26 protein-coding genes and 2 pseudogenes are annotated in these 19,498 nt (G+C 40.2%); 4 read left to right on the top strand and 24 right to left on the bottom strand.

Translation table 11 applies throughout. The annotated features are described in order from the left end of the window. Nucleotides 1-38: 38 nt before the first annotated feature. From PDUR_RS28265 to PDUR_RS21265, 6 genes and pseudogenes are all read right to left on the bottom strand, one after another. Nucleotides 39-149, bottom strand: a pseudogene (locus PDUR_RS28265) (CPCC family cysteine-rich protein); the annotation flags it as partial. A gap of 526 nt (nt 150-675) precedes the next feature. Continuing rightward, nucleotides 676-1,230, bottom strand: coding sequence for a hypothetical protein (locus PDUR_RS21245; protein ID WP_052410335.1), 555 nt, complete (start codon nt 1,228-1,230; stop codon nt 676-678). Nucleotides 1,231-1,364: 134 nt separating this feature from the next. After that, nucleotides 1,365-1,964: a hypothetical protein gene (locus PDUR_RS21250; RefSeq protein ID WP_042208086.1), complete on the bottom strand. Its 600-nt coding sequence runs from the start codon at nt 1,962-1,964 to the stop codon at nt 1,365-1,367. A gap of 229 nt (nt 1,965-2,193) precedes the next feature. Then, nucleotides 2,194-2,615, bottom strand: a pseudogene (locus PDUR_RS21255) (NUDIX hydrolase). A 230-nt stretch (nt 2,616-2,845) separates the two neighbouring features. Then, entirely contained in the window at nt 2,846-3,304 is a 459-nt protein-coding gene (locus PDUR_RS21260) for a hypothetical protein (RefSeq protein ID WP_042208087.1), read from the bottom strand. A 241-nt stretch (nt 3,305-3,545) separates the two neighbouring features. Beyond that, entirely contained in the window at nt 3,546-3,758 is a 213-nt protein-coding gene (locus PDUR_RS21265) for a helix-turn-helix domain-containing protein (RefSeq protein ID WP_042209586.1), read from the bottom strand. A gap of 172 nt (nt 3,759-3,930) precedes the next feature. On the opposite strand from PDUR_RS21265, the gene PDUR_RS21270 reads away from it, so the two are divergent. Continuing rightward, nucleotides 3,931-4,218 (top strand): hypothetical protein, encoded by a 288-nt coding sequence (locus PDUR_RS21270; RefSeq protein WP_042208088.1) that lies wholly within the window; start codon nt 3,931-3,933, stop codon nt 4,216-4,218. Nucleotides 4,219-4,418: 200 nt separating this feature from the next. Here the strand turns inward: PDUR_RS21270 and PDUR_RS28920 are convergent, their stop codons facing one another. The 5 genes from PDUR_RS28920 to PDUR_RS21290 form a co-directional block, all read right to left on the bottom strand. Further along, on the bottom strand, nt 4,419-4,580 hold the full coding sequence (locus PDUR_RS28920) for a hypothetical protein (protein ID WP_156130553.1): 162 nt from the start codon (nt 4,578-4,580) through the stop codon (nt 4,419-4,421). A 238-nt stretch (nt 4,581-4,818) separates the two neighbouring features. Then, nucleotides 4,819-5,187 (bottom strand): hypothetical protein, encoded by a 369-nt coding sequence (locus tag PDUR_RS21275; protein WP_042208089.1) that lies wholly within the window; start codon nt 5,185-5,187, stop codon nt 4,819-4,821. Between the two features lie 222 nt (nt 5,188-5,409). Further along, entirely contained in the window at nt 5,410-6,060 is a 651-nt protein-coding gene (locus PDUR_RS21280) for a nucleoside deaminase (protein ID WP_042208090.1), read from the bottom strand. Between the two features lie 106 nt (nt 6,061-6,166). Further along, nucleotides 6,167-6,658: a GNAT family N-acetyltransferase gene (locus PDUR_RS21285; protein WP_042208091.1), complete on the bottom strand. Its 492-nt coding sequence runs from the start codon at nt 6,656-6,658 to the stop codon at nt 6,167-6,169. Between the two features lie 199 nt (nt 6,659-6,857). Continuing rightward, nucleotides 6,858-7,187 carry a hypothetical protein gene (locus PDUR_RS21290; protein ID WP_156130555.1) on the bottom strand — a complete coding sequence of 110 codons (330 nt, stop codon included), beginning with the start codon at nt 7,185-7,187 and terminating at the stop codon, nt 6,858-6,860. A 126-nt stretch (nt 7,188-7,313) separates the two neighbouring features. Between PDUR_RS21290 and PDUR_RS21300 the strand changes: the two genes are divergently transcribed. Beyond that, nucleotides 7,314-8,457 (top strand): IS3 family transposase gene (locus tag PDUR_RS21300; RefSeq protein WP_218918414.1). Its coding sequence is split into 2 segments (ribosomal slippage): nt 7,314-7,588 and nt 7,587-8,457, totalling 1,146 coding nucleotides; the frame shifts between segments, so codons are not numbered across the junction. Nucleotides 8,458-8,569: 112 nt separating this feature from the next. Here PDUR_RS21300 and PDUR_RS21305 read toward each other — a convergent pair. From PDUR_RS21305 to PDUR_RS21350, 12 genes are all read right to left on the bottom strand, one after another. After that, complete coding sequence (locus PDUR_RS21305) at nt 8,570-8,935, bottom strand: radical SAM family protein (RefSeq protein WP_042208093.1); 366 nt, start codon at nt 8,933-8,935, stop codon at nt 8,570-8,572. A gap of 363 nt (nt 8,936-9,298) precedes the next feature. Continuing rightward, the gene (locus tag PDUR_RS21310; protein ID WP_042208094.1) at nt 9,299-9,847 is read right to left on the bottom strand and encodes a GNAT family N-acetyltransferase; all 549 of its coding nucleotides are present in this window, start codon (nt 9,845-9,847) and stop codon (nt 9,299-9,301) included. 221 nt (nt 9,848-10,068) lie between these two features. Further along, nucleotides 10,069-10,368 (bottom strand): GNAT family N-acetyltransferase, encoded by a 300-nt coding sequence (locus PDUR_RS28270; protein ID WP_169744930.1) that lies wholly within the window; start codon nt 10,366-10,368, stop codon nt 10,069-10,071. Further along, nucleotides 10,365-10,604, bottom strand: coding sequence for a hypothetical protein (locus PDUR_RS21315; RefSeq protein ID WP_042208095.1), 240 nt, complete (start codon nt 10,602-10,604; stop codon nt 10,365-10,367). Before PDUR_RS21315 ends, PDUR_RS28270 begins: the two co-directional genes overlap by 4 nt. Before the next feature lie 254 nt (nt 10,605-10,858). Then, nucleotides 10,859-11,413, bottom strand: coding sequence for a hypothetical protein (locus tag PDUR_RS21320; RefSeq protein WP_042208096.1), 555 nt, complete (start codon nt 11,411-11,413; stop codon nt 10,859-10,861). Between the two features lie 233 nt (nt 11,414-11,646). Then, nucleotides 11,647-12,258 carry a hypothetical protein gene (locus PDUR_RS21325; RefSeq protein WP_042208097.1) on the bottom strand — a complete coding sequence of 204 codons (612 nt, stop codon included), beginning with the start codon at nt 12,256-12,258 and terminating at the stop codon, nt 11,647-11,649. 339 nt (nt 12,259-12,597) lie between these two features. Then, the gene (locus PDUR_RS21330; protein WP_218918420.1) at nt 12,598-12,909 is read right to left on the bottom strand and encodes a tautomerase family protein; all 312 of its coding nucleotides are present in this window, start codon (nt 12,907-12,909) and stop codon (nt 12,598-12,600) included. A gap of 458 nt (nt 12,910-13,367) precedes the next feature. Then, nucleotides 13,368-13,916: a GNAT family N-acetyltransferase gene (locus PDUR_RS21335; RefSeq protein WP_042208098.1), complete on the bottom strand. Its 549-nt coding sequence runs from the start codon at nt 13,914-13,916 to the stop codon at nt 13,368-13,370. 224 nt (nt 13,917-14,140) lie between these two features. After that, the gene (locus PDUR_RS28925; protein ID WP_156130557.1) at nt 14,141-14,578 is read right to left on the bottom strand and encodes a hypothetical protein; all 438 of its coding nucleotides are present in this window, start codon (nt 14,576-14,578) and stop codon (nt 14,141-14,143) included. Nucleotides 14,579-14,841: 263 nt separating this feature from the next. Continuing rightward, on the bottom strand, nt 14,842-15,231 hold the full coding sequence (locus PDUR_RS21340) for a hypothetical protein (RefSeq protein WP_042208099.1): 390 nt from the start codon (nt 15,229-15,231) through the stop codon (nt 14,842-14,844). Nucleotides 15,232-15,515: 284 nt separating this feature from the next. After that, nucleotides 15,516-16,070 (bottom strand): RDD family protein, encoded by a 555-nt coding sequence (locus PDUR_RS21345; protein WP_042208100.1) that lies wholly within the window; start codon nt 16,068-16,070, stop codon nt 15,516-15,518. Nucleotides 16,071-16,269: 199 nt separating this feature from the next. Next, on the bottom strand, nt 16,270-16,629 hold the full coding sequence (locus tag PDUR_RS21350) for a HesB/IscA family protein (protein ID WP_042208101.1): 360 nt from the start codon (nt 16,627-16,629) through the stop codon (nt 16,270-16,272). 381 nt (nt 16,630-17,010) lie between these two features. Here PDUR_RS21350 and mqnE point away from each other — a divergent pair, with 381 nt between their 5' ends. Then, complete coding sequence (gene mqnE / locus PDUR_RS21360; RefSeq protein ID WP_042208103.1) at nt 17,011-18,117, top strand: aminofutalosine synthase MqnE; 1,107 nt, start codon at nt 17,011-17,013, stop codon at nt 18,115-18,117. Between the two features lie 47 nt (nt 18,118-18,164). After that, nucleotides 18,165-19,226: an NAD(P)/FAD-dependent oxidoreductase gene (locus tag PDUR_RS21365; protein WP_042208104.1), complete on the top strand. Its 1,062-nt coding sequence runs from the start codon at nt 18,165-18,167 to the stop codon at nt 19,224-19,226. 5 nt (nt 19,227-19,231) lie between these two features. Here PDUR_RS21365 and PDUR_RS21370 read toward each other — a convergent pair whose 3' ends face one another. Next, nucleotides 19,232-19,486, bottom strand: a complete 255-nt coding sequence (locus PDUR_RS21370) for a YuzB family protein (RefSeq protein ID WP_042208105.1) — start codon at nt 19,484-19,486, stop codon at nt 19,232-19,234. Nucleotides 19,487-19,498: the final 12 nt, after the last annotated feature.

The raw sequence follows: 19,498 nt of genomic DNA on the forward strand, positions 1-19,498 counted from the left end.
GCTTATGCACGTAAGCGCCGGATGCCTTTGCCACTTAGCCGAAATTGAATAGCATCATCCTCCCAAAAGCAAATTTCACAAATGTCATATGTACCAGGTGGCTCTTCATCAAGTGTTAGATACCCATAGCAATGACAGGCATATTTTATTTCCATAGGTACCTCCATCAACTAATCCCACCAAAAAGTCACCCCGTTAGTCAATTGTATTTCCTTAATAAGACGGTTAAGATGCCATGATACATCATTACTTTCAAATCCGATCAGTGCCCATCTAATTGAAGGATATGGTAGGGGGCTAAATCTCCATGTATTAAGGTTGGAGTGTAATCAAGGAAATTCGTGTGATTAAAAATAGGATTCTGCTTTACCAGACCAGTTTCCAATTTCAATAGTTCTAGGACCTGTTTCAGATACATCAACAAGAAATATAGTTAATTTCTTACCCATAATTATGTACTATTCTCCTTTAAAATTGATTTCATAACTCTTAGCATTCACGACGTTCAAGTGGATTAAGGCAGCGTAGCTGCCGGGTGGCTCCGTCACTTAGCCGGTTGAATGTATCCGGTGTTTCCTCTTCCCTGAAAAGTACCGTCCGGACCAAGGGTCGAGCTTGTCTTGGCCAGCTACGTTGAATGCGATGTTATCTGATGCCCATGCCTTCCTTGAGTTATTACTTATGTCTTTGATATCTTTGATGTTTGATAACCTTGTGCATGGCACTTTTCCCGTAAAACATAATAACCAATAATATAATAATGAAGAAAAATGGTAGTGTAATTAAAGTTAAAAATACTAGTGGCGAAAATATCTCGCCCAATAAATAGTCGTAATACTTGACTTCAAAAATTGGTATATCTCCGTATCCTATATCTTTATATCTGTCTGTGACTCCATTAAATTTTCCATACACAGTTAAATCACCTATTTCTGTAGGATCATCAACATATTTATATGGTGTATCTCCTTTCAATTCAATTTCGTATGAATCTATCTTAGCGTAAATTTTTTTTAACAATTCTTTTGATTTTTCGTCATCTATGTAGTGCATCGGTCCAGTTGTCACTTGAAGTTCTGCATGAATCTTATCTACATTAGGTATAAGTTTATAGTATAAGAATGCACAAGCCTTATAATCTGGCACAATAATTGACAGACATAAGATAGTATACAAAAAAAGAAAAGCAAATGTGATTTTTTTAAGCTTTGATCTGTTTTTGCACCGCATTGTATTATCCCACTTTATTTTTCATTTTGAGATTTTTATTTCTATTGGTTTCAGATAACGTTTCCCTTTAGGGGTCATCAAGACCCGCAGCATGAATACTGTGTTAGCTCATGTTCCTGCCTTCCTCGAGTATCTTAAGAGTCTATACCTACAAGAAACCACTCATACATCTTCACTTTCATTATTTGGGCCATCCCTTGATCTCTCCTATAAATCCATTGGTATAATGGTTTATCAATAAAACACTCCAGATCTCTTTTTGATTCTTCAAGATTATCTAGAAGTTCTTGATATTTAAAATCAATATAGTAGCTTTCTACTGACTCTGGGTTATCAGACCAGACTCTAGCCAAGTCACCAATGTATGTAATTACCGGGAAAGGATCATGGCCAAGCCACGGACTCTCTTTCTTGGTTACGGAATTATAAATATCTCTAAATTGCTCAAGGCCACAGCAGCAACTTGGCATAATAAGTTTGTTCTCGCTTTCAAAAAAGGCAATGCCACCTAAAATAGCCACTGAGTCCTTAACTAACAATTCATTAAAAGTATCCTCCATTGATTGATCTATGTTGATATTGTTATATCCAAATAAATGTAATAAGAAAAGTTCCACCTCTGATGAGTTGCAGTTAGCTGATAAAACAAGAAATTCTGTACGATAAACATCTTGATCAAACCAAGTTGGACAATCGTAATATGGTTCTCTAATAACGGGTTTTGTATAGGACATCTTTGATTACACACCTCTGTTTAATAATTGCAGGATTTCAGCTAACGTTTCCGTTCACGAATCCGGGAGGCTTAAGGCACGAAAGCGCCGGGTCGCTAGACTTAGCCTCGCAAGTTTATCTGCAGTCATAGCTTCCTCGCCTTAGTTTCTCCATACCAAGGGACCGTCAGGTTCCGCAGCGTGAATGCTTTGTTATATGAAGGATATGTCTTCTTTGAAATCGCTAAGTTTATCTTCTTCCTTGATCAGTATATGGTATTTCTATGTTTTTATTTATTAGTATTTTTATTCCTTCTTCATAATAAGGCATTAATTGTTCTGCTTCATTAATGTCTTTCCATGCTATCTCGGTTATTTCCTCTGGTCTTTCGATCCGTTCATGACCATTTATAATCTCGCCGTTAAAAGTAAAAAACACAGCATGTTCCTGCCTATCTTCAAAAATGCATTCATTAACTGCAACTATGCCGAATACATTCACTTCATATCCAGTTTCTTCTTTCGCCTCTCTAATTGCAGCTTGTTTTAGGGTTTCTCCTTTTTCGCTCCTCCTGGTAAGGTCCAATTATTATTGTCTTTGTTCTTTACCATTAAGATTTTAGTTTTGTTTTCTTTAGTTATTATTGAGTAGGCTACATCAATTCTATTCAAAGTTACATCCCCTTTAGTTTTTTTGTATAACTTTCATTTAACGTTGGTGTATTCACGAACCCTCACCACCTTAAGGTCCGAAGGGTCGGCAGCGATGCGGTTAGGTGGTGCAGGGTTGTCCACTGAATCCGCTTCTTCGAAATCCATCTGGCGAACCGAGGGCCGAATATCCCGAAGCGTGAATACGTTGTTATACGCCGTGCTACTCTTCTTTGAAATACTTATTACGTCTACTTATTATTAAGATATCCTCCACTCATTATAAAAGGAATTTCCGACTTTCCTTGTTTTACTATTCCATTCAGTTCTATTTGAGGATCATCAAAGTCTAGTAACTTCGAATCTCCGAAGACCTCTTTGGTCGGAGCAAAAAAATTAAAAATAATCTCCTCTCCTGATTTTAGATTTATTGGTTTACTAATTTCAGTTTTCCCTTCCATTTTAAAAGGATTCCCTTTAGATCCAGTTGGTAATATCACTGGAAAGTACAGATAAAGATTTATATATTTTATTTCTAATTTCCCTGTATTCTCTACTTCAATTGAGTATGCTCTATAGTCATTTGCATTTTGTTGATTTATCAATGAAATCTTTATATCGTTATCATTAAATTGATACCTATTGGTTTGCGTACATCCAGTTAAAAAATTAATTAAAAAAATCGACAAGATGAGAACGATTTGTCTCATGGAATATTCTCCTATTATTTAAAGGTTTTTGTGGCATTGCGTATAACGTTTCTGCATCTACGACGCGACCCGACCGTTAGATAGCTCTTATCTTAGGTCGGGTCGTGTGTTGTCTGAATATTCTTCTGTTCTTTTCACTCCTGACAACCAAGAGGTGAATACCCCGTAGCGTAGATGCATTGTTATACGACGGGGTCCGTCTTTGAATTAACCCTCATCACCATGATCCTTTTAGTTTAATTCATCTATCATTTTGTTCAGGAATATGTTCCAACAAATCACCAGGTTGACAATTTAATACAGAACATATTTTATCAATTACTTCTAGAGACACATATTCGTTTGTGTTCAATTTCGCCATCGTCGCTGATGATATTCCTGTCAATTTTAATAATTCCTGCTTCTTAATATCTCGGTCTATCAATAATTTTTGAAATGGTTTATAACTTATCATTAGCCAATCCCTCTCCAGCGAGTTGAATTTTTCTTTGATTATATTAAACATTCTTTATGTTATCAAAATTAAATTCATGTTCTCTTGACAGAAAAATTCATCGTGATAAAATAATATTTGAGAAGATAAACTTTATTTCGTAAATATAAAGCCGATTTAGGGGGTGCCATAGTTGATTAATTCTCTAGAGATCTTGATTAATCCGCTTATTCGTAATCGTTTAGATTCAATGTACAGTGATCTTAAAGATCATAACTCTGACTTCGTGCAAATTTCAAATGAATCTGTACAGTACTTCAAAACAATCCAAGAATCTCTTCCTGATAACCTCCAACATACATTATTTCTCTATGAAGACGCTCAAATTACATTACAAGCAATTCTGGAAAGTAATATATATCTACAGGGATTTAAAGACGCTTTACATCTTTTTAACGAATTACATATAGCTAAAAATTAAGAGCCTTCGAGGCTCTTTTTTAGTATTTTTGACCCTGTCGTATAACGTTGTTGTATTCACGAACCCGTTAGGGTTGTTTGCAAGCCTATAACTTCCTTGACTTAACTGCTACAGACCAAGGGGCTTAACCCCGCAACTTGAATATGTTGGTTATAAGATGTCCCCTGCTTTCAATTTAAAATAGAGGGATAACCAAGCTTTTATTTCTCTAAAATTACCAGTGAATATACAGCATTATTACCACCACCGCCACCCATCGCACTTTGACTAATTAATTTCCATCCGGTATTTAACAATTCATTTAATTCCTCTAAGTTATTTTTCTTCTCAGTTAAAAAATAGACTACTATTGCTTTTTGCATTTTTGCACTTCCTTCTTATTTATAGTTTTACTCATGAGGGGATTTCTTATAACGTTTCCGTATTCACGAACCCGAAAGGCTAAGGCACCCCAGCGCCGGGTCGAAGACTTAGCCTCAGAGGGTTGTCTGCAGCTGTAACTTCGTCGACTTAGCTTCTGCAGACCAAGGGACCACTAAGGCCCGCAGCGTGAATGCAATGTTATATGAAGTGAACGACTTTTTCGAGAAGCCACACAATTCATTCTTCATTATTTTGATACCTACTAAATCTCTTTAACCACCCATCTTCCGTAAATAACTCGCCATGCAATCCATCACTTAAATCAGCAAGGTTTTGTTCATTAATTATTATTCTTATTCCATCTTCATTTACTTCTTGTAATTTAAATAAAAAATCATGGAGCCCTGAATCAAGACTTGATATAAAGGCTCTTCTTAATATATCAAGTTGATCTTCATTAAATGTTTTCAATTCTGTTTGTAAACTTTGAAGTGATGGAGCCTTCCACTCTCCTTGAACAAGTTTATCAAAATAATCAATGGATTGATCTCGTAGGTTCTCTATCAATAATTTACCGAATATATCTAATACACTTTCAGTACGCATAGATGATCTCCTTATTATTAATCGATTTCGTTCATTTCATATAACGTTCTTGCATTCACGAACCCAAGAGGCTTAAGGCGCGACAGCGCCGAGTAGAAGACTTAGCCTCACAGGGTTGTCTGCCTGCTGTAACTTCCCTGTCTTAGCTTCGGGCAGACCCAGGCCGCATGGTCCGAAACGTGAATGCAATGTTATCCGAAGGGAGCTGCTTCTTGAATTTTCTCACTTTGTATTTCTTAAAGCTTCTAAAATGTCATCGATAATCATATTAATAGGTAATTGTTCTTTACTTGCCTGATATAATTTGTTTTCTTTATACCATTTAATCCCTATTGTGACAGCCTTCGGATAATCTATGGTGTAACTATTTAAAAAGCGACTTACCTGTTCTTCTTTAATAGAACGCAATATATAATCGGTCATCAATACCTGTTGGATTTCCCCTAGCTGTTTCTCCGCACTTTCAATATCAATTCCTCGTGACTTAATGAAGCTATTATCTGAATAATTTAGATTTCTTCCTCCTGCAATCGGATCTGTCGCCGCAAACCTTACTTTTCGAATTCCAGTCATCGTTATAGCTCCGAAGCAAAGTACGCATGGCTCAGTTGTTGTGTATAAAGTGTAGTCTTTAAAGGTTTCAGAGTCTGTTGATTCAATTTGCATCAAGGCATTAATTTCAGCATGAGCGAGTCTGTTTGAACACGTTTGTTTGTTAGGCGCTTGGGTTTCATTTATTCTATTTCTCCCTCGACTAACGATTACTTCGTCAGAATTAACGAGAACTGCACCAATAGGTATTGAGCCATGGCAATATGACTCCCAAGCTTCTTCAAAACAACTTTGCCACACTTTAGTTAGTTTAGCCCACATACTTAACTCCCTTAAAAATCTCTTAATAGTACCTTGGGACAGTAGCCTGACGTGTGAATGCGGTATTAGGCGAAGCCGATCTGATTAGACCCTCAAAATAATGCCTCTAAGTCTTTGTACTAAGTTCCTGAATATACTTTTTTCGTTCTGGTCTATATCTCTCAGTAAAATTATCTTCTTTGAAACTTTTTATTACGTTTCTCCAAAATGATATTGCTGGAGTATTGTTTTCCATTTGAGTAACAGCCCAATCTGCATTATACATTTTAAACGCCTTTATTGCTGCTGCGCGACCTATGCCCGTTCTTCTATATTTCTGCAGAATCATAAAATCGTATATCACGTGTGTCGGGTCAGGATCAATATCCATATTCTCGAAAAGAACTACCAGAAATCCAGCGATTGTACCAGACACCTCAATATAAAATGGGTTCCATCTTTCGTCACCTTCCCAATAAAAATCTATGTTCACCTCATATCTTCCGTTCTTATCTATATCTCGGTTTGTAAACCTACTAAAATCATGCTCATACAATTGATACAAATTAATTAATGTACCTTTGTCTTCCGGTCTCACTGGGACAAGTTTAATTTCCATATTGGCTCCTTATAATCTTTTTTGTTTTTCTTATGCTCTTCGCGGTTTCGCCTAACGTTCTTGCATACATGAACCCGTCAGGGTTGTGTGCTGATTCCGCTTCCTCGAAAACCTTCTTGCAGACCAAGGACCGTCAGGCTCGCAGCGTGAATACGATGTTAGCTGAAGTCAACCGCTTCTTGAAATACTATCATATTTATTAATTACTCGACTCGAATACAAACTTTACTCTCTCAGTTTTACCCCACTTTTCTTTAATATCTTCATAGTAAACATCCGTATTATTATATATTATGTCTTTGTAAGTCTTAGCTAAATGAGGGTAATGATTGTCGATGAAACGTTCCAACTTTAGTGCTGGTCTAGTGTTTCGTTTTAATCTAACCTTATCTAAAAATACAGGAATGTCTTGATCTATTGCGTTAATCATTAAATCTACATCTGTAATACCAGGTAAAATCGGAGTAATAAATACCCATACAGTAATTCCCATTCGGTGTAACTGATTTGCTGTCTGTATATTACTCATAAGAGTATAATCATCGATCTTACTCAACTGTTGTAGGTTAGATAATCCTAAAAGTAAAGTAAATTTGTTCCCCATAGGTTATAATGCTACATAGAATCTAGACAGCAAAAAAGGAGATTCTTAGTTGTGCCAACATCAAGACGAACATTCACGCCGGAAGAAAAAGCACGAATTGTACTGGAGATTCTAAGAGAAGAAAAGTCCATTTCGCAGCTGGCTTCGGAAGAAGGAATCCATCCCAATGTGTTAAATCGCTGGAAGAATGAAGCGACTCAAAATCTGGCTCAGCTCTTTGTAGACGACCGGAAAGGGATCACGAAGATGAAAAAAGAATACGAGCAGCAGATCGAAGACCTCTACGCCGAAGTGGGTAAACTGACCACCCAATTGTCGTGGCTCAAAAAAAAATCTGGCCGATAATCTCAGCCGTGCCGAACGGTTGCTCCTCGTCGAGTATGGGAACGCTGAACTTTCCATTCAAACGCAGGCGGACTTGCTCAGCCTGAATCGTTCCAGCCTGTATTACAAGCCGGTCCCTCCCTCCCCGGAGGAAATTCGCCTCAAGCACCGGATTGACGAGCTTTACACCCGCCATTCGTTTATGGGTTACCGGACGATTGCGGCCATCATGAACCGGGAAGGGGATGCTATTCATCCCAACACCGTACGGCGGTATATGCGGGAAATGGGGATCATGGCGATCTTCCCCGGTCCTAACCTGAGTAAGCGAGACCTACAGCACCGGATCTACCCGTACCTGCTGCGTAAGCTGCCGATTACAGCGCCGGATCAGGTCTGGAGTGTCGATATTACCTATATCCGCATGAAACAGGGCTGGATGTATCTGTATGCCGTCATGGACTGGTATTCGCGCTTCATTGTGGACTGGCAACTGGATCAAAGTCTGGAAATTGACTTTGTCCTGGAAACCATGAAACGCGCCTTGGCCCGTCGTGTTCCGTCCATCGTGAACAGCGACCAGGGCAGCCACTTCACCAGTCCCAAGTACATTGATCTGCTCAAGGAAAAGGAGATTCGGATCAGCATGGACGGGAAGGGCCGAGCGACAGACAATATTGTCATTGAGCGCTTTTGGCGCAGCCTAAAGTACAACGAAATTTACATCAACGAGTATGGCAGTCCAAGAGAGACCCGGCAGGGTGTAGGAGGATATATCCATTTGCATAATCACTACCTGCCTCATCAGTCCCTGCAAAACCATACGCCGGCTGCTGTGTATAACCAGGAGGTCATGCTTTCATCCACATAGGAATAAGGTGAAGGGAACTTTGTTCCCCTCCCGCGCCTTCGCTTGGGCCTTGTCCTCCACCTACAACAGCTCTACTTTTCACTTTGCACTTTTTTTCACACCTTAAATATATTCAAATCTCTGTCTTGACATCTTGTAGCACCATATTAGTTGTAACCATACATTTCAAATTTAACTTACTTAATTCAAGTAAACATTTTCTAGTTAATTGGTATTTTCGTTCTATCTCCATATAAGGATCACACTTACTACCCAAGTACACAGTATCTTCTTTATTCCATTGAATAAGTTCTTTTTGCAAAACATCTGAAATATTAAGTTTAACATTCAAGTTAGTATTCCAAGTCTCATCGTCTAATTGGAAACAATAAGGACATCCAATTGTACATCCATCATACGGGTCTATAATCGGTATTATCCCCCCATCCGGGGGATATTCATAAGTCATTGCACTATTAACAAATATTTCTTTGAGCATTTTTACCATCTCCATTCATCATCTTATAACAAATGGTAAATTAATCCTCAAAAAAAATATAGACTTATAATTACTGATTTGTTATGATGTTGAATAAGGTCTTGAAAAAAAATGACATACGAATCCATGGGTCATATATTGATCTATGGTTTTTTTGTGTTTTCGGTTGATTTCAGATATATCTACGAACCCTCACTGCCTTAAGGACCCGAAGGTTCCGACCATGACGCGGTTAGTCAGTTCAGGGTTGTCTGCTGAACCGGCTTCCTCGAACCGAACTCCTGCAGACCAAGGAGCCGCAGGCTCTGCAGAGTAGGTACGGTGTTAGGCAAAGTGACTTCTTCTTTTGATTAATCCCACTACTTAACTCACTTTATAATCTTTCTTAAGTAATGCATATATGACAGTATCAACAAACCGATTCCTCCAATAAAAATGTTCCTTCAATGTCCCTTCTTCACTTAATCCAATTTTCTCAAGCACCTTTCTTGATCCCACATTCTCTGGTTCTACAAATGCTTCAATACGGTTTAATCTAAGATTGTTAAATCCGAATTCAATTATCTTCTGAATCACCTCAGTCATATAACCTTGCCGCCAATATTCTGGTGTTAATTCATATCCAATTTCAGCTTTATAATGATTTTTCATCCATCCATGAAATCCACATGTTCCAATTACTCTGCTTTCCGACCGCAAAGTGATTCCCCAGCGAATGCCCTGATTTCTTTCAAACTTTTGATTCCATCTATCAATTAGTTCTTCTGCTTGCTCAATATTCGTAAAACTCTCCAAATCATAAAATTTTGTAACTTCATCCAAAGAGAAATATTGAAATATTTCTCTTGAATCGTCTTGTTTAAGCTGTCTTAGTACAAATCTATCTGTTTCTAATATGGGGAATTGAGACATATTTTTTCTCCTTTCATGGTTTAGGTCATTTCGCCTAACGTTGTTGTGTTCCTGAATCCGAAAGGCTTATAGGAGCATAGCGACTGGGTGGCTTCGCCACTTAGCCTCGCATGGTTATCTGCCTGACTCGCCTTCATCGAATATCCTCGGGCAGACCAAGGAGCGTTCGCGATGCAGCAGGATAACGGTGTTATCAGATGGAATCTGCTTCTATGCGTTACTTACAAAAGTCTTGATAATTCAAGATTTGCAATCGTATTATCTTTATATTCTTTATCCCCGTAAATTCCATTGATCTTATCAAATCCTAGGAGAATCCAAAATCTCAATGCTGACCAGTTCTTTAAGGATACATTTATTCTAATCTCTTTATATTCTAGTTTTCTTAGTTCATCTGGTAATTGATTAATAATTTCTTGTCCATATCCTAAACTTTTATACAGATTTCCAATACACAAAAATGATATATAGGCTATATTCTCATTCGGATAACCGCAATATATACTTATTAATCCAATCAAATCGTTACTTTCAGTATTCGTTTTAATCGTTTGTATTTTAAGTTCTTTTTAATGCCATTAGGGGGTAAATCACCTTCTAAAAAACAATGCCTTATGAATTCTGCTTCAGTTTCTTCTTTGCCCCAGAGACTTATATCGCTACTAGTTTTATATAACTCTTGTACTTCATCTATTTCTTGAGAATTCAAGTCTCCTATTAAAAGTCTTTCTGATTTCCACCTTGATTTTATGATCATAAATATCCCACTTCCATTATTGTGTTTACTATGCTATTTCAGATTCTTTCTGATAACGTTGTTGTATTCACGAGCCCAAGAGGCTTCAGGCAGCATTGCTGACGGGTGGCTCCGCCACTTAGCCTCGCAGGGTTGTCTGCCTGATTAACTCCATCGAAAATCCTCGAGCAGACCAAGATCAGCGTAGACAACCATAGCGTGAATACATTGTTATAGGATGTCAGCGCCTTACTTGATTAACCTAACACTTAATATCATTTTTGTTTTGTTATTCTTCCGCTGAAAAAACCATCCTCATAAACTCCGTTCTTCCATATTACCTCACCACTTTTTGATATCGCTTCAACCTTTAATGGATCCGATTCATTCATTTCAGGTTGTTCTAAATTATCAAAGAGAACATACCAATAACGTCCTTGATTTAAATTGATTACGTTAGCCCGTTTTGATAATGTTCTTTGCTTAACTAAAACAGCAGTAATATTGTCATCATTAATTACTCCCCCAAATATAACAATCGGTATATAGGGTGCATTCAACATCGTCCATGAAAATCCATCTTTTGGATATGCATCTGCATTTCCAGTAATATTCCAATTATTTATTCTATTTGAGTAGAATGCTGTACGAAATCCAGATTCATCTATTATTAAAGCTATTTTTCCATTATCAACATTTGTACTGTAAAGTAAATGAGTTGATTCGGGAAATGGAACTGACTTCATTAATTGATCAATCGCATTATTAGTTAATGATAAGCACCCAGATAAAGCTGTTACTAAAAGAACAAAAACTAATAAATGCTTCAAGTGATCGCTCCTTTCATTTTTTTGCGCTGATTTCCTATAACGTTCCCGCATTCACGAACCTGAGAGCCTTATGGGCCCTAGGACCGGCCGCGACGCGGTTAGGTTCGCAGGGTTGTCGCCTGAATCTGCTCCCCTGATATCCCTCTGGCGACCAAGGGACTCGGAGAGTCCTGCTGCGTGAATGCATTGTTATGTGATGTCAACGACATCTTCGAATTACTAGGAGAGCCCTTTCAATGATTACTTCTCACGGATTCCGACTTATCTATTATTCTGGTCACGCATTCGGGAAAATGTATATTAAATTCACGACGCTTAGATTGAATTGTCGTGGTGTTAACATCAATAAAATCACATTCTCTAGCCAGTACTATGAATTGTTTCGGCAAATTTTCTTGAAAAGTTATATATGCCGTTATACTGTGTCCATCACTTTTATGCGGCCTGTCCTTCCATGGAGTCTTAGTGCCCTGACAAGAATATTTAGTTCGAAGTCCCATTAAGTTTAATCTATTTATTATGTCTACAATTTCCTCATCAATCTCATTATTGTTACGTCGCTCTACGGTATCCTTCTTGATATTGAACTGTTCCCGGTAATTTATGTCTACACAAAATTTTGAAATAAATCGTTTATAATGATTGTCACTATAGTTACTAACGAGAAAGTGCCTATAGAACTCATCAACAATATGGTTATTGATATCAAACAGTCTAATATTACAAGTATAGCAGCCTTCATTGTTATCAGGGTGAAAATCATAAGTATATGCAGACAATGTAAATACAGCCCTTTTGCCTTCCTCGATTTTCCGCCTTATCTTTTTTTCCAGTATGAGCCCCACAAAATCCCTCCTATTCAGAACATTTCATGATCTTTCCGTTGATTTCACATAACGTAATTGCATTCACGACGTCACAGCGGCTTAAGGTCCGCTCAGGACCGGGTGGCGGCCACACCACTTAGCCGGTGGGATGTGTCCGCCCGCCCCTACTTCTCCGATCCTCGGGCGGACCAAGGGACAGCTTGCTGGCCCGCTGCGTGAATGCTGTGTTATACGACGATGATGCCACCTTGGAATACTTTCACAGTTCTCTTCATCCTTTATTTATACATCGATCTTGAATCCAAGATTTATTTCACTAGCCGCCAACCCACGTATTCCCCAATTCTCCAAGGTTGGTTAAAGTAATATAATCATAATGTCATGTTTCATTATTCCTAAGGGCTTAAGCTTCTCCGTTATAGTCCTATATAAACTCCTTTTAGCTTCCACTGACCGTCCTGAAAACATGGTTACTTCAATGATTGTAAATAATTCAGTTTTATTTGGTGGGATTTCAAAATTTGATTTTTTATGTTCATGTAAGATTTGTATACGATCATCATCGGGTATCTTAATTGACTCAACTAATGCGTCGTGAACAGCTGCCAACAAATTCATCTTATGTTCTTCAGATCTTCCTTCTCTAATATCAATTTTAACTCTTGGCATACTTAATCTCTCCGATCTTAAAAAATGAAACATCTGTGGAACGTTTCTTGGCTGATTCGGGTTTGCATCATTGTCGTATAACGTTCTTGTATTCACGACGCCTCACCACTATAGAATTTCACCGGTATGTCGTTTGAAGCTCGTGTCAAATGAGTAACATACGTAGAAAGATCTGTTCTACTACTTATTCTTTTATTCCATTGCTCTAAAGTGTACGACAAAGCAATCCACCCCTTATTAAATGTTTACACAAAACTTTCGTCTAACGTTCTTGTATCTACGAACCCTCACTGCCTTAAGGACCCGAAGGTTCCGACCATGACGCGGTTAGTCAGTTCAGGGTTGTCTGCTGAACCGGCTTCCTCGAACCGAACTCCTGCAGACCAAGGAGCCGCAGGCTCTGCAGAGTAGATACGGTGTTAGGCAAAGTGACTTCTTCTTTTGATTAATCCCACTACTTAACTCACTTTATAATCTTTCTTAAGTAATGCATATATGACAGTATCAACAAACCGATTCCTCCAATAAAAATGTTCCTTCAATGTCCCTTCTTCACTTAATCCAATTTTCTCAAGCACCTTTCTTGATCCCACATTCTCTGGTTCTACAAATGCTTCAATACGGTTTAATCCAAGATTGTCAAATCCGAATTCAATTGCCTTCTGAATCACCTCAGTCATATAACCTTGCCGCCAATATTCTGGTGTTAATTCATATCCAATTTCAGCTTTATAATGATTTTTCATCCATCCATGAAATCCACATGTTCCAATTACTCTGCTTTCCGACCGCAAAGTGATTCCCCAGCGAATGCCCTGATTTCTTTCAAACTTTTGATTCCATCTATCAATTAGTTCTTCTGCTTGCTCAATATTCGTAAAACTCTCCAAATCATAAAATTTTGTAACTTCATCCAAAGAGAAATATTGAAATATTTCTCTTGAATCGTCTTGTTTAAGCTGTCTTAGTACAAATCTATCTGTTTCTAATATGGGGAATTGAGACATATTTTTTCTCCTTTCATGGTTTAGGTCATTTCGCCTAACGTTGTTGTGTTCCTGAATCCGAAAGGCTTAAGGCGCGTTAGCGCAGGTCGTCAGACTTAGCCTCGCAGGTTTGTCTGCTGCCTTAACTTCCTCGCCTTCGCTTCTGCAGACCAAGGAGCCGTTAGGCTCCGCAGCGTGAATGCAATGTTATACGAAGTTCCTTACTGCCCGAATAATCCTCAAATTTATTTATTCTTTCCTATATCTACTGATCCTTTTAGTTTGTTTATTGTCTTTAATATTACTTCTCGGTTATTCTTTTCCTTTATCCATTTAGGCAATCTACTAACGAGTCCTTGATTATACCATCCTAATTTCTCATGTTTATTACTTTCACGTAGTTTTGCTTGTACGTAGTTTTCTATAAATTCCAAATGTCTTAAATTATATGCCCATAGTGTATTTCCTTTACAATTTGCAACTAGCCATAGTTCATGATTATTCGAACCTTCTTCTATTCTTCCACAGTGATAACATACAAAAGTCTTCTTTTTAAAAAGATTAAATACTTTCTCTTCACTATTTGTTGTTACAGTTGCACATTTGCTACAACTAGGGCACTGTACCAAAAAAATATCAGCAAAATCATAAAGATGTAATCTGGGATCTTTAAATCTTGGCACTATGAGAGAACACCTTCTCCATCAAAAATTAATATTTTCAGTTTTCTAGGAATTGCGTATAACGTTTCCGCATTCACGAACCCGAGAGGCTTAAGAGCGTAGCGTTAGCACCTGGTCGAAGACTTAGCCTCGCAGAGGTTGTACGGCTGGTTCGCTTTATAGCTTCTTCACTTCGGCGGGACTAAGGAGCGGTAGCGACGCAACGTGAATACAATGTTATACGATGTAACCTACTTCAGCGAATTGCTATACATCGATCTTTATTAAATTCCATAATGAATTACATAAGTTTTAGTATCTAATGCCTTCTCAACTACTATTACTAAATCACTTATTTGGTCGATAATATCCTGCTTTTTGAATTCATTTTTCACATAAAAACCTTTTATGGAATCAACTTCCCAGCCATAATCTCCTGTTAATATAATTCTTTCAGGTGCGTTTATAAAAAGATTTCTCCAAGATATAATGATATCTTTAAATAATTTTATGTTTTCTTCTTCTTTAATAATTGAGTACCCATATCGATCTAATCCTTTTTCATAAGAACCATTTGGATACCACGCTTTTATCCAATTTAGTGTATCGCTTATATAATTTATTAATTCATCATCGATCGAAGCATGAGGCGTTACTTCCAAGCCATTGAGCACTATACCGTTTTGATTCCAAGTAATATTGGGATCAACTTGTAATCCAACAAAAAATCATGATTTGGCACTATAAATGTCCTTTCAGGTCATTTCGTCTAACGTTTCCACACTCACGAACTCGAGAGGCTTAATACGCAGCAGCGCCGGGTCGCCAGACACTCGCAGGGTTGTCTGCCTGACTATTCTCTTCAATTTGCCTCAAGCAGACTAAGGAACTTAAGCACTCAAGTTTATCTACGGTTTTAGAGGATGTATCATGCCTTCTTTGATTTGCCAACAAAAATTTATTTCTTATCAATCATTTTACCTTTGTAAACCACATAACTTCCAGCTATGTAATCATGTAATGCTCTCTTCTTCTTATTAAATAAAATCCAAAGTATATCAATAAAAACCACTATACTTCCAACAAAATCAAAGATGTTGCTCTCTTTATGTAGGCTATAAAATTCCATAATTTCTTTCCCTTGTAATCCCGCACTGTTAAGTTGGTTTATGACTAATTGAACAGATACAATAAATGCAATTGAACTTGGTATGTAAGTTATTGTCCTTAAGAAAGCTTGCATTACGGATAATTTTTCTCCACTAATATTAGTGATTTTAGCCTTTAATATCAGTCTACCAGGAGTCCCCCCAAATCTGGTCACCATGAATGTTAGATATAGATTAAGGGATATGTAATATATGGTTATTGGTAATATACTTCGTCCCTCTAAAGACAATTTCATAATAAATTGATAAACATAAATAATAGGAATAAACATTATAATATCAATTATGCTTATTAAGATACGTTTCCCAAATCCAACATATTGTATTTTCACTTCCTCTTCCATGTGAGCACCACCAATATTTATTATTTCACCATTTATTCCCTTTAATGTTCTTGTACTCTGCGTACTAATCTACATCCCATTCCATCCCCAGTATAACAGTCATTCAATATATTGGATGTAATAAAAAGAGACTCCAAGGCTCAATCGCCTCAAAGTCTCCACTGCTTTCGGAATCAAGTATTCTGCTGTTATGCCTATCTTAGCAAGGCTCCTCACTCGGCTTCCCTTCATCCGTCGCCGTTCTGAAGCTGTGTCCGCAGCCGCAGGTGGCGGTGGCGTTCGGGTTGTTGATGGTGAAGCCGCCGGACATGCCGGATTCCTCGAAGTCGATTTCGAGGCCGTCGAGAAGGCGCAGGTTTTCTTTTTCCATAACGACCTTGAGGCCCTTCACATCCATGTAGACGTCCTGATCGGTCTCGTTGTCGTCAAAGCCCATCGCATATGAGAAGCCGCTGCATCCCCCGGGGTTCACGCCAAGACGAAGGAACATGTTCGGGATCTCCTGCGAGTCGCGCATGGTCTTAAGCTGCTCCGCAGCCGCATCGCTGATAGAAATCATGGTTTCCAGCCTCCTTTAAATTATATGGTATCGGCCAAGCTTGGCCAAAAGTTATTGTCTATATAAAATAAAGTATACTTCACTCCCACCCGGTCTACAAGTTACAGATCAAGGGAAGGGAAGAAAACGGGGCGGTTGCTCACCTGTGAAGAGGAGTTTATAATAGGAAAAGCAATGAGTTAAAATTCGAAATTTTGTCACGTACGGCAGAGCCCCAATCCACAAAATGAATTGCCGCCGCTTCGATATGTTGTTCCTGAAAACATCTGCGTCGTTTTTCCATATGTGAGAAACAGCGGGATGTTTTCTGTTATTAAATAACGGCTTTACGTCCATGCTGGCTAAGCCTCTTTTCTTACAACCATACTAGGAGGAATCATAATGTCTACTCTTATTACTCCCCACACGGATGCCAGAATGGCGGATATCATTGAAAAGGTTCGCGGCGGTGAAAGATTAACCCTGGAGGACGGCGTTTATTTATATGATAGCAGCGATCTGCTGACGATCGGCCAGCTTGCGAACGAAGTCAACCAGCGGAAAAATGGAAACAAGGTGTATTTTATCGAAAATATGAGTCTGTACTTTACCAATGTGTGCGAATCCCGCTGCGCGTTCTGCAACTTCCGTAAAGATGAGGGCGAAGAGGGAGCCTACACGCTCTCCGGCGAGGAAATGATCTCCTATGTGGAGCAGCATATTCACCCCGGCGTGCGCGAGTTCCACATTGTAGGCGGTCATAACGACCATGTTCCGTTTCAATACTATGTCGATTCCCTCCAGGCGCTGCACGACCGCTTCCCGGAAGTTACACTGAAGGCTTATACGGCGGCGGAGATCGATTTCTTCACCCGGATCAGCGGTCTGAGCATCCGCGAAGTGCTGGAACGGCTGCAGGCAGCCGGACTCAAGACGCTGACGGGCGGTGGAGCGGAAATTCTGTCCGATCAGTACCGCAAAAAAATGCGCGTTGACAAGGCCAACGTTGAGGAGTACCTGGAGGTTCACCGTCAGGCGCATCAGCTCGGCATGCGGACCCATACCACTATGCTGTATGGCTCCATTGAGTCCCATGAGGACCGCGTCCGGCATATGCTGCAAATCCGCGAGCTTCAGGACGAGACGAACGGCTTCATGGTGTTCATCCCGCTGTCGATGCAGCCCAAGAGCAAGAACGCAGGCATTATGCGCCGCAATTCCGCGTATGAGGATCTCAAGACGATCGCCATCAGCCGGCTGATGCTGGATAACATCGACCATATCAAGGCTTATTTTATCAATATCGGACCGCAGCTCACTCAAGTATCGCTCAGCTTCGGCGCTTCGGATGTGCATGGGACGATTCTGAAAGAACGGATCAGCCATTCCGCGGGCGCGCTGACTCCAGAGGGAATGACACGGGAAGAATTGATTTGGCTGGTAAAGGGCGCAGGCAAAATCCCTGTTGAGCGGGACACCTTCTACAACGAGATCAAGGTATACGAATAGCGATTGCACCTCACATACTCCTTCTTTTGAAAGGCAGGGCTGGCTATATGAAAAAACTGCTTGTCCTCGGCGGCGGCTATGGCGGCCTCGCCCTAATCCAAAAATTGCTGGAGCAGCATCTTCCAAACGATGTGGAAATCGTCCTGATCGACCGGATGCCCTATCAGGGCATCAAGACGGAATACTATGCGCTTGCCGCCGGAACCGTCTCCGATCATGATCTTCGAATCGCATTCCCTGTCCACCCAAGGCTCTCCGTCAAATACGGCGAAGTGGATGCCATCAATCTGGACAAACGGCTTGTCCTCTTGGCAGATGGCGAGCTTGTGCCTTATGACCTGCTCGCTATCGCTCTCGGTTGTACGGATAATTATCACGGCATCCCCGGAGCCGAGGAGCATACCTGCGGTATCCAGACGCTCTCGGATACAAGAGAAACTTACCGCCGCCTGAATGATGTGAAGCCATACGGCACCGTCAACATTGTCGGCGGCGGACTCAGCGGAGTCGAGCTTGCCGCCGAGCTGCGGGAAAGCCGGCCTGATCTGAACATTACCATTCTCGACCGGGGCGAGCGGGTGCTGTCCGCTTTTCCCGCAAAGCTGTCTAAGTATGTAGAAGAATGGTTCAGCGAGCATCAGGTGCAGACGCTTGGCCGCGTCTCGGTCTCCCATATCGAGAAGGACGCGCTCTTCAACGGTTCGGAGGCTATTCCATCCGACGTGACGGTCTGGACCGGAGGCATTCAGCCGGTTAAAGTGATTCAGGAGCTCAATCTCGCGAAGGATCACGGCGGAAGGGTGATTCTCAGCCAATATCATCAGGTCCCGGACTATCCCGAGGTGTATGTGATCGGGGACTGCGCCAGCCTGCCGTTTGCGCCCAGCGCCCAGGCGGCGGGAGCTCAAGGCGAGCAGGTTGCGCAGATTTTGCGCGCCCTGTGGAACAATGAGACGCCGAAGCTGGGCAAAATCAAACTGAAGGGAACGCTCGGTTCCCTGGGAAAAAGCGAAGGCTTCGGGCTGCTGGGCCGCCGGTCCGTCATGGGCCGGGTGCCCCGCATTCTAAAGAGCGGAGTTCTGTGGATGTCCAAGCGGCATTTCGGATAATCCGGTCAGTCCAGCTCAAGCTTGTCCCAGGCTTCCAGTTCTTTAATTTTTGTCTCTATGGCTTCTTCCAGCTCTTCAGCCGAATCTGCGGCGATGACTTCACCGTTAACCATGGCGAAAGGCTCGAAGCGGCACTGGCTGCAGTTGCCGAGGCAGGTGTACTCGATAACATCGTAATCCATGTTTTGTTCCAGTTTATTCTTCAATGCTTCGGTGCCATGCCCCAAATTGCTGACACAAAATTCAATAATTGGTCTCATATAGTTCTCCTT

The sequence above is a fragment of the Paenibacillus durus genome, assembly GCF_000756615.1.
GTDB classification, from domain to species: Bacteria; Bacillota; Bacilli; order Paenibacillales; family Paenibacillaceae; genus Paenibacillus_AQ; species Paenibacillus_AQ durus.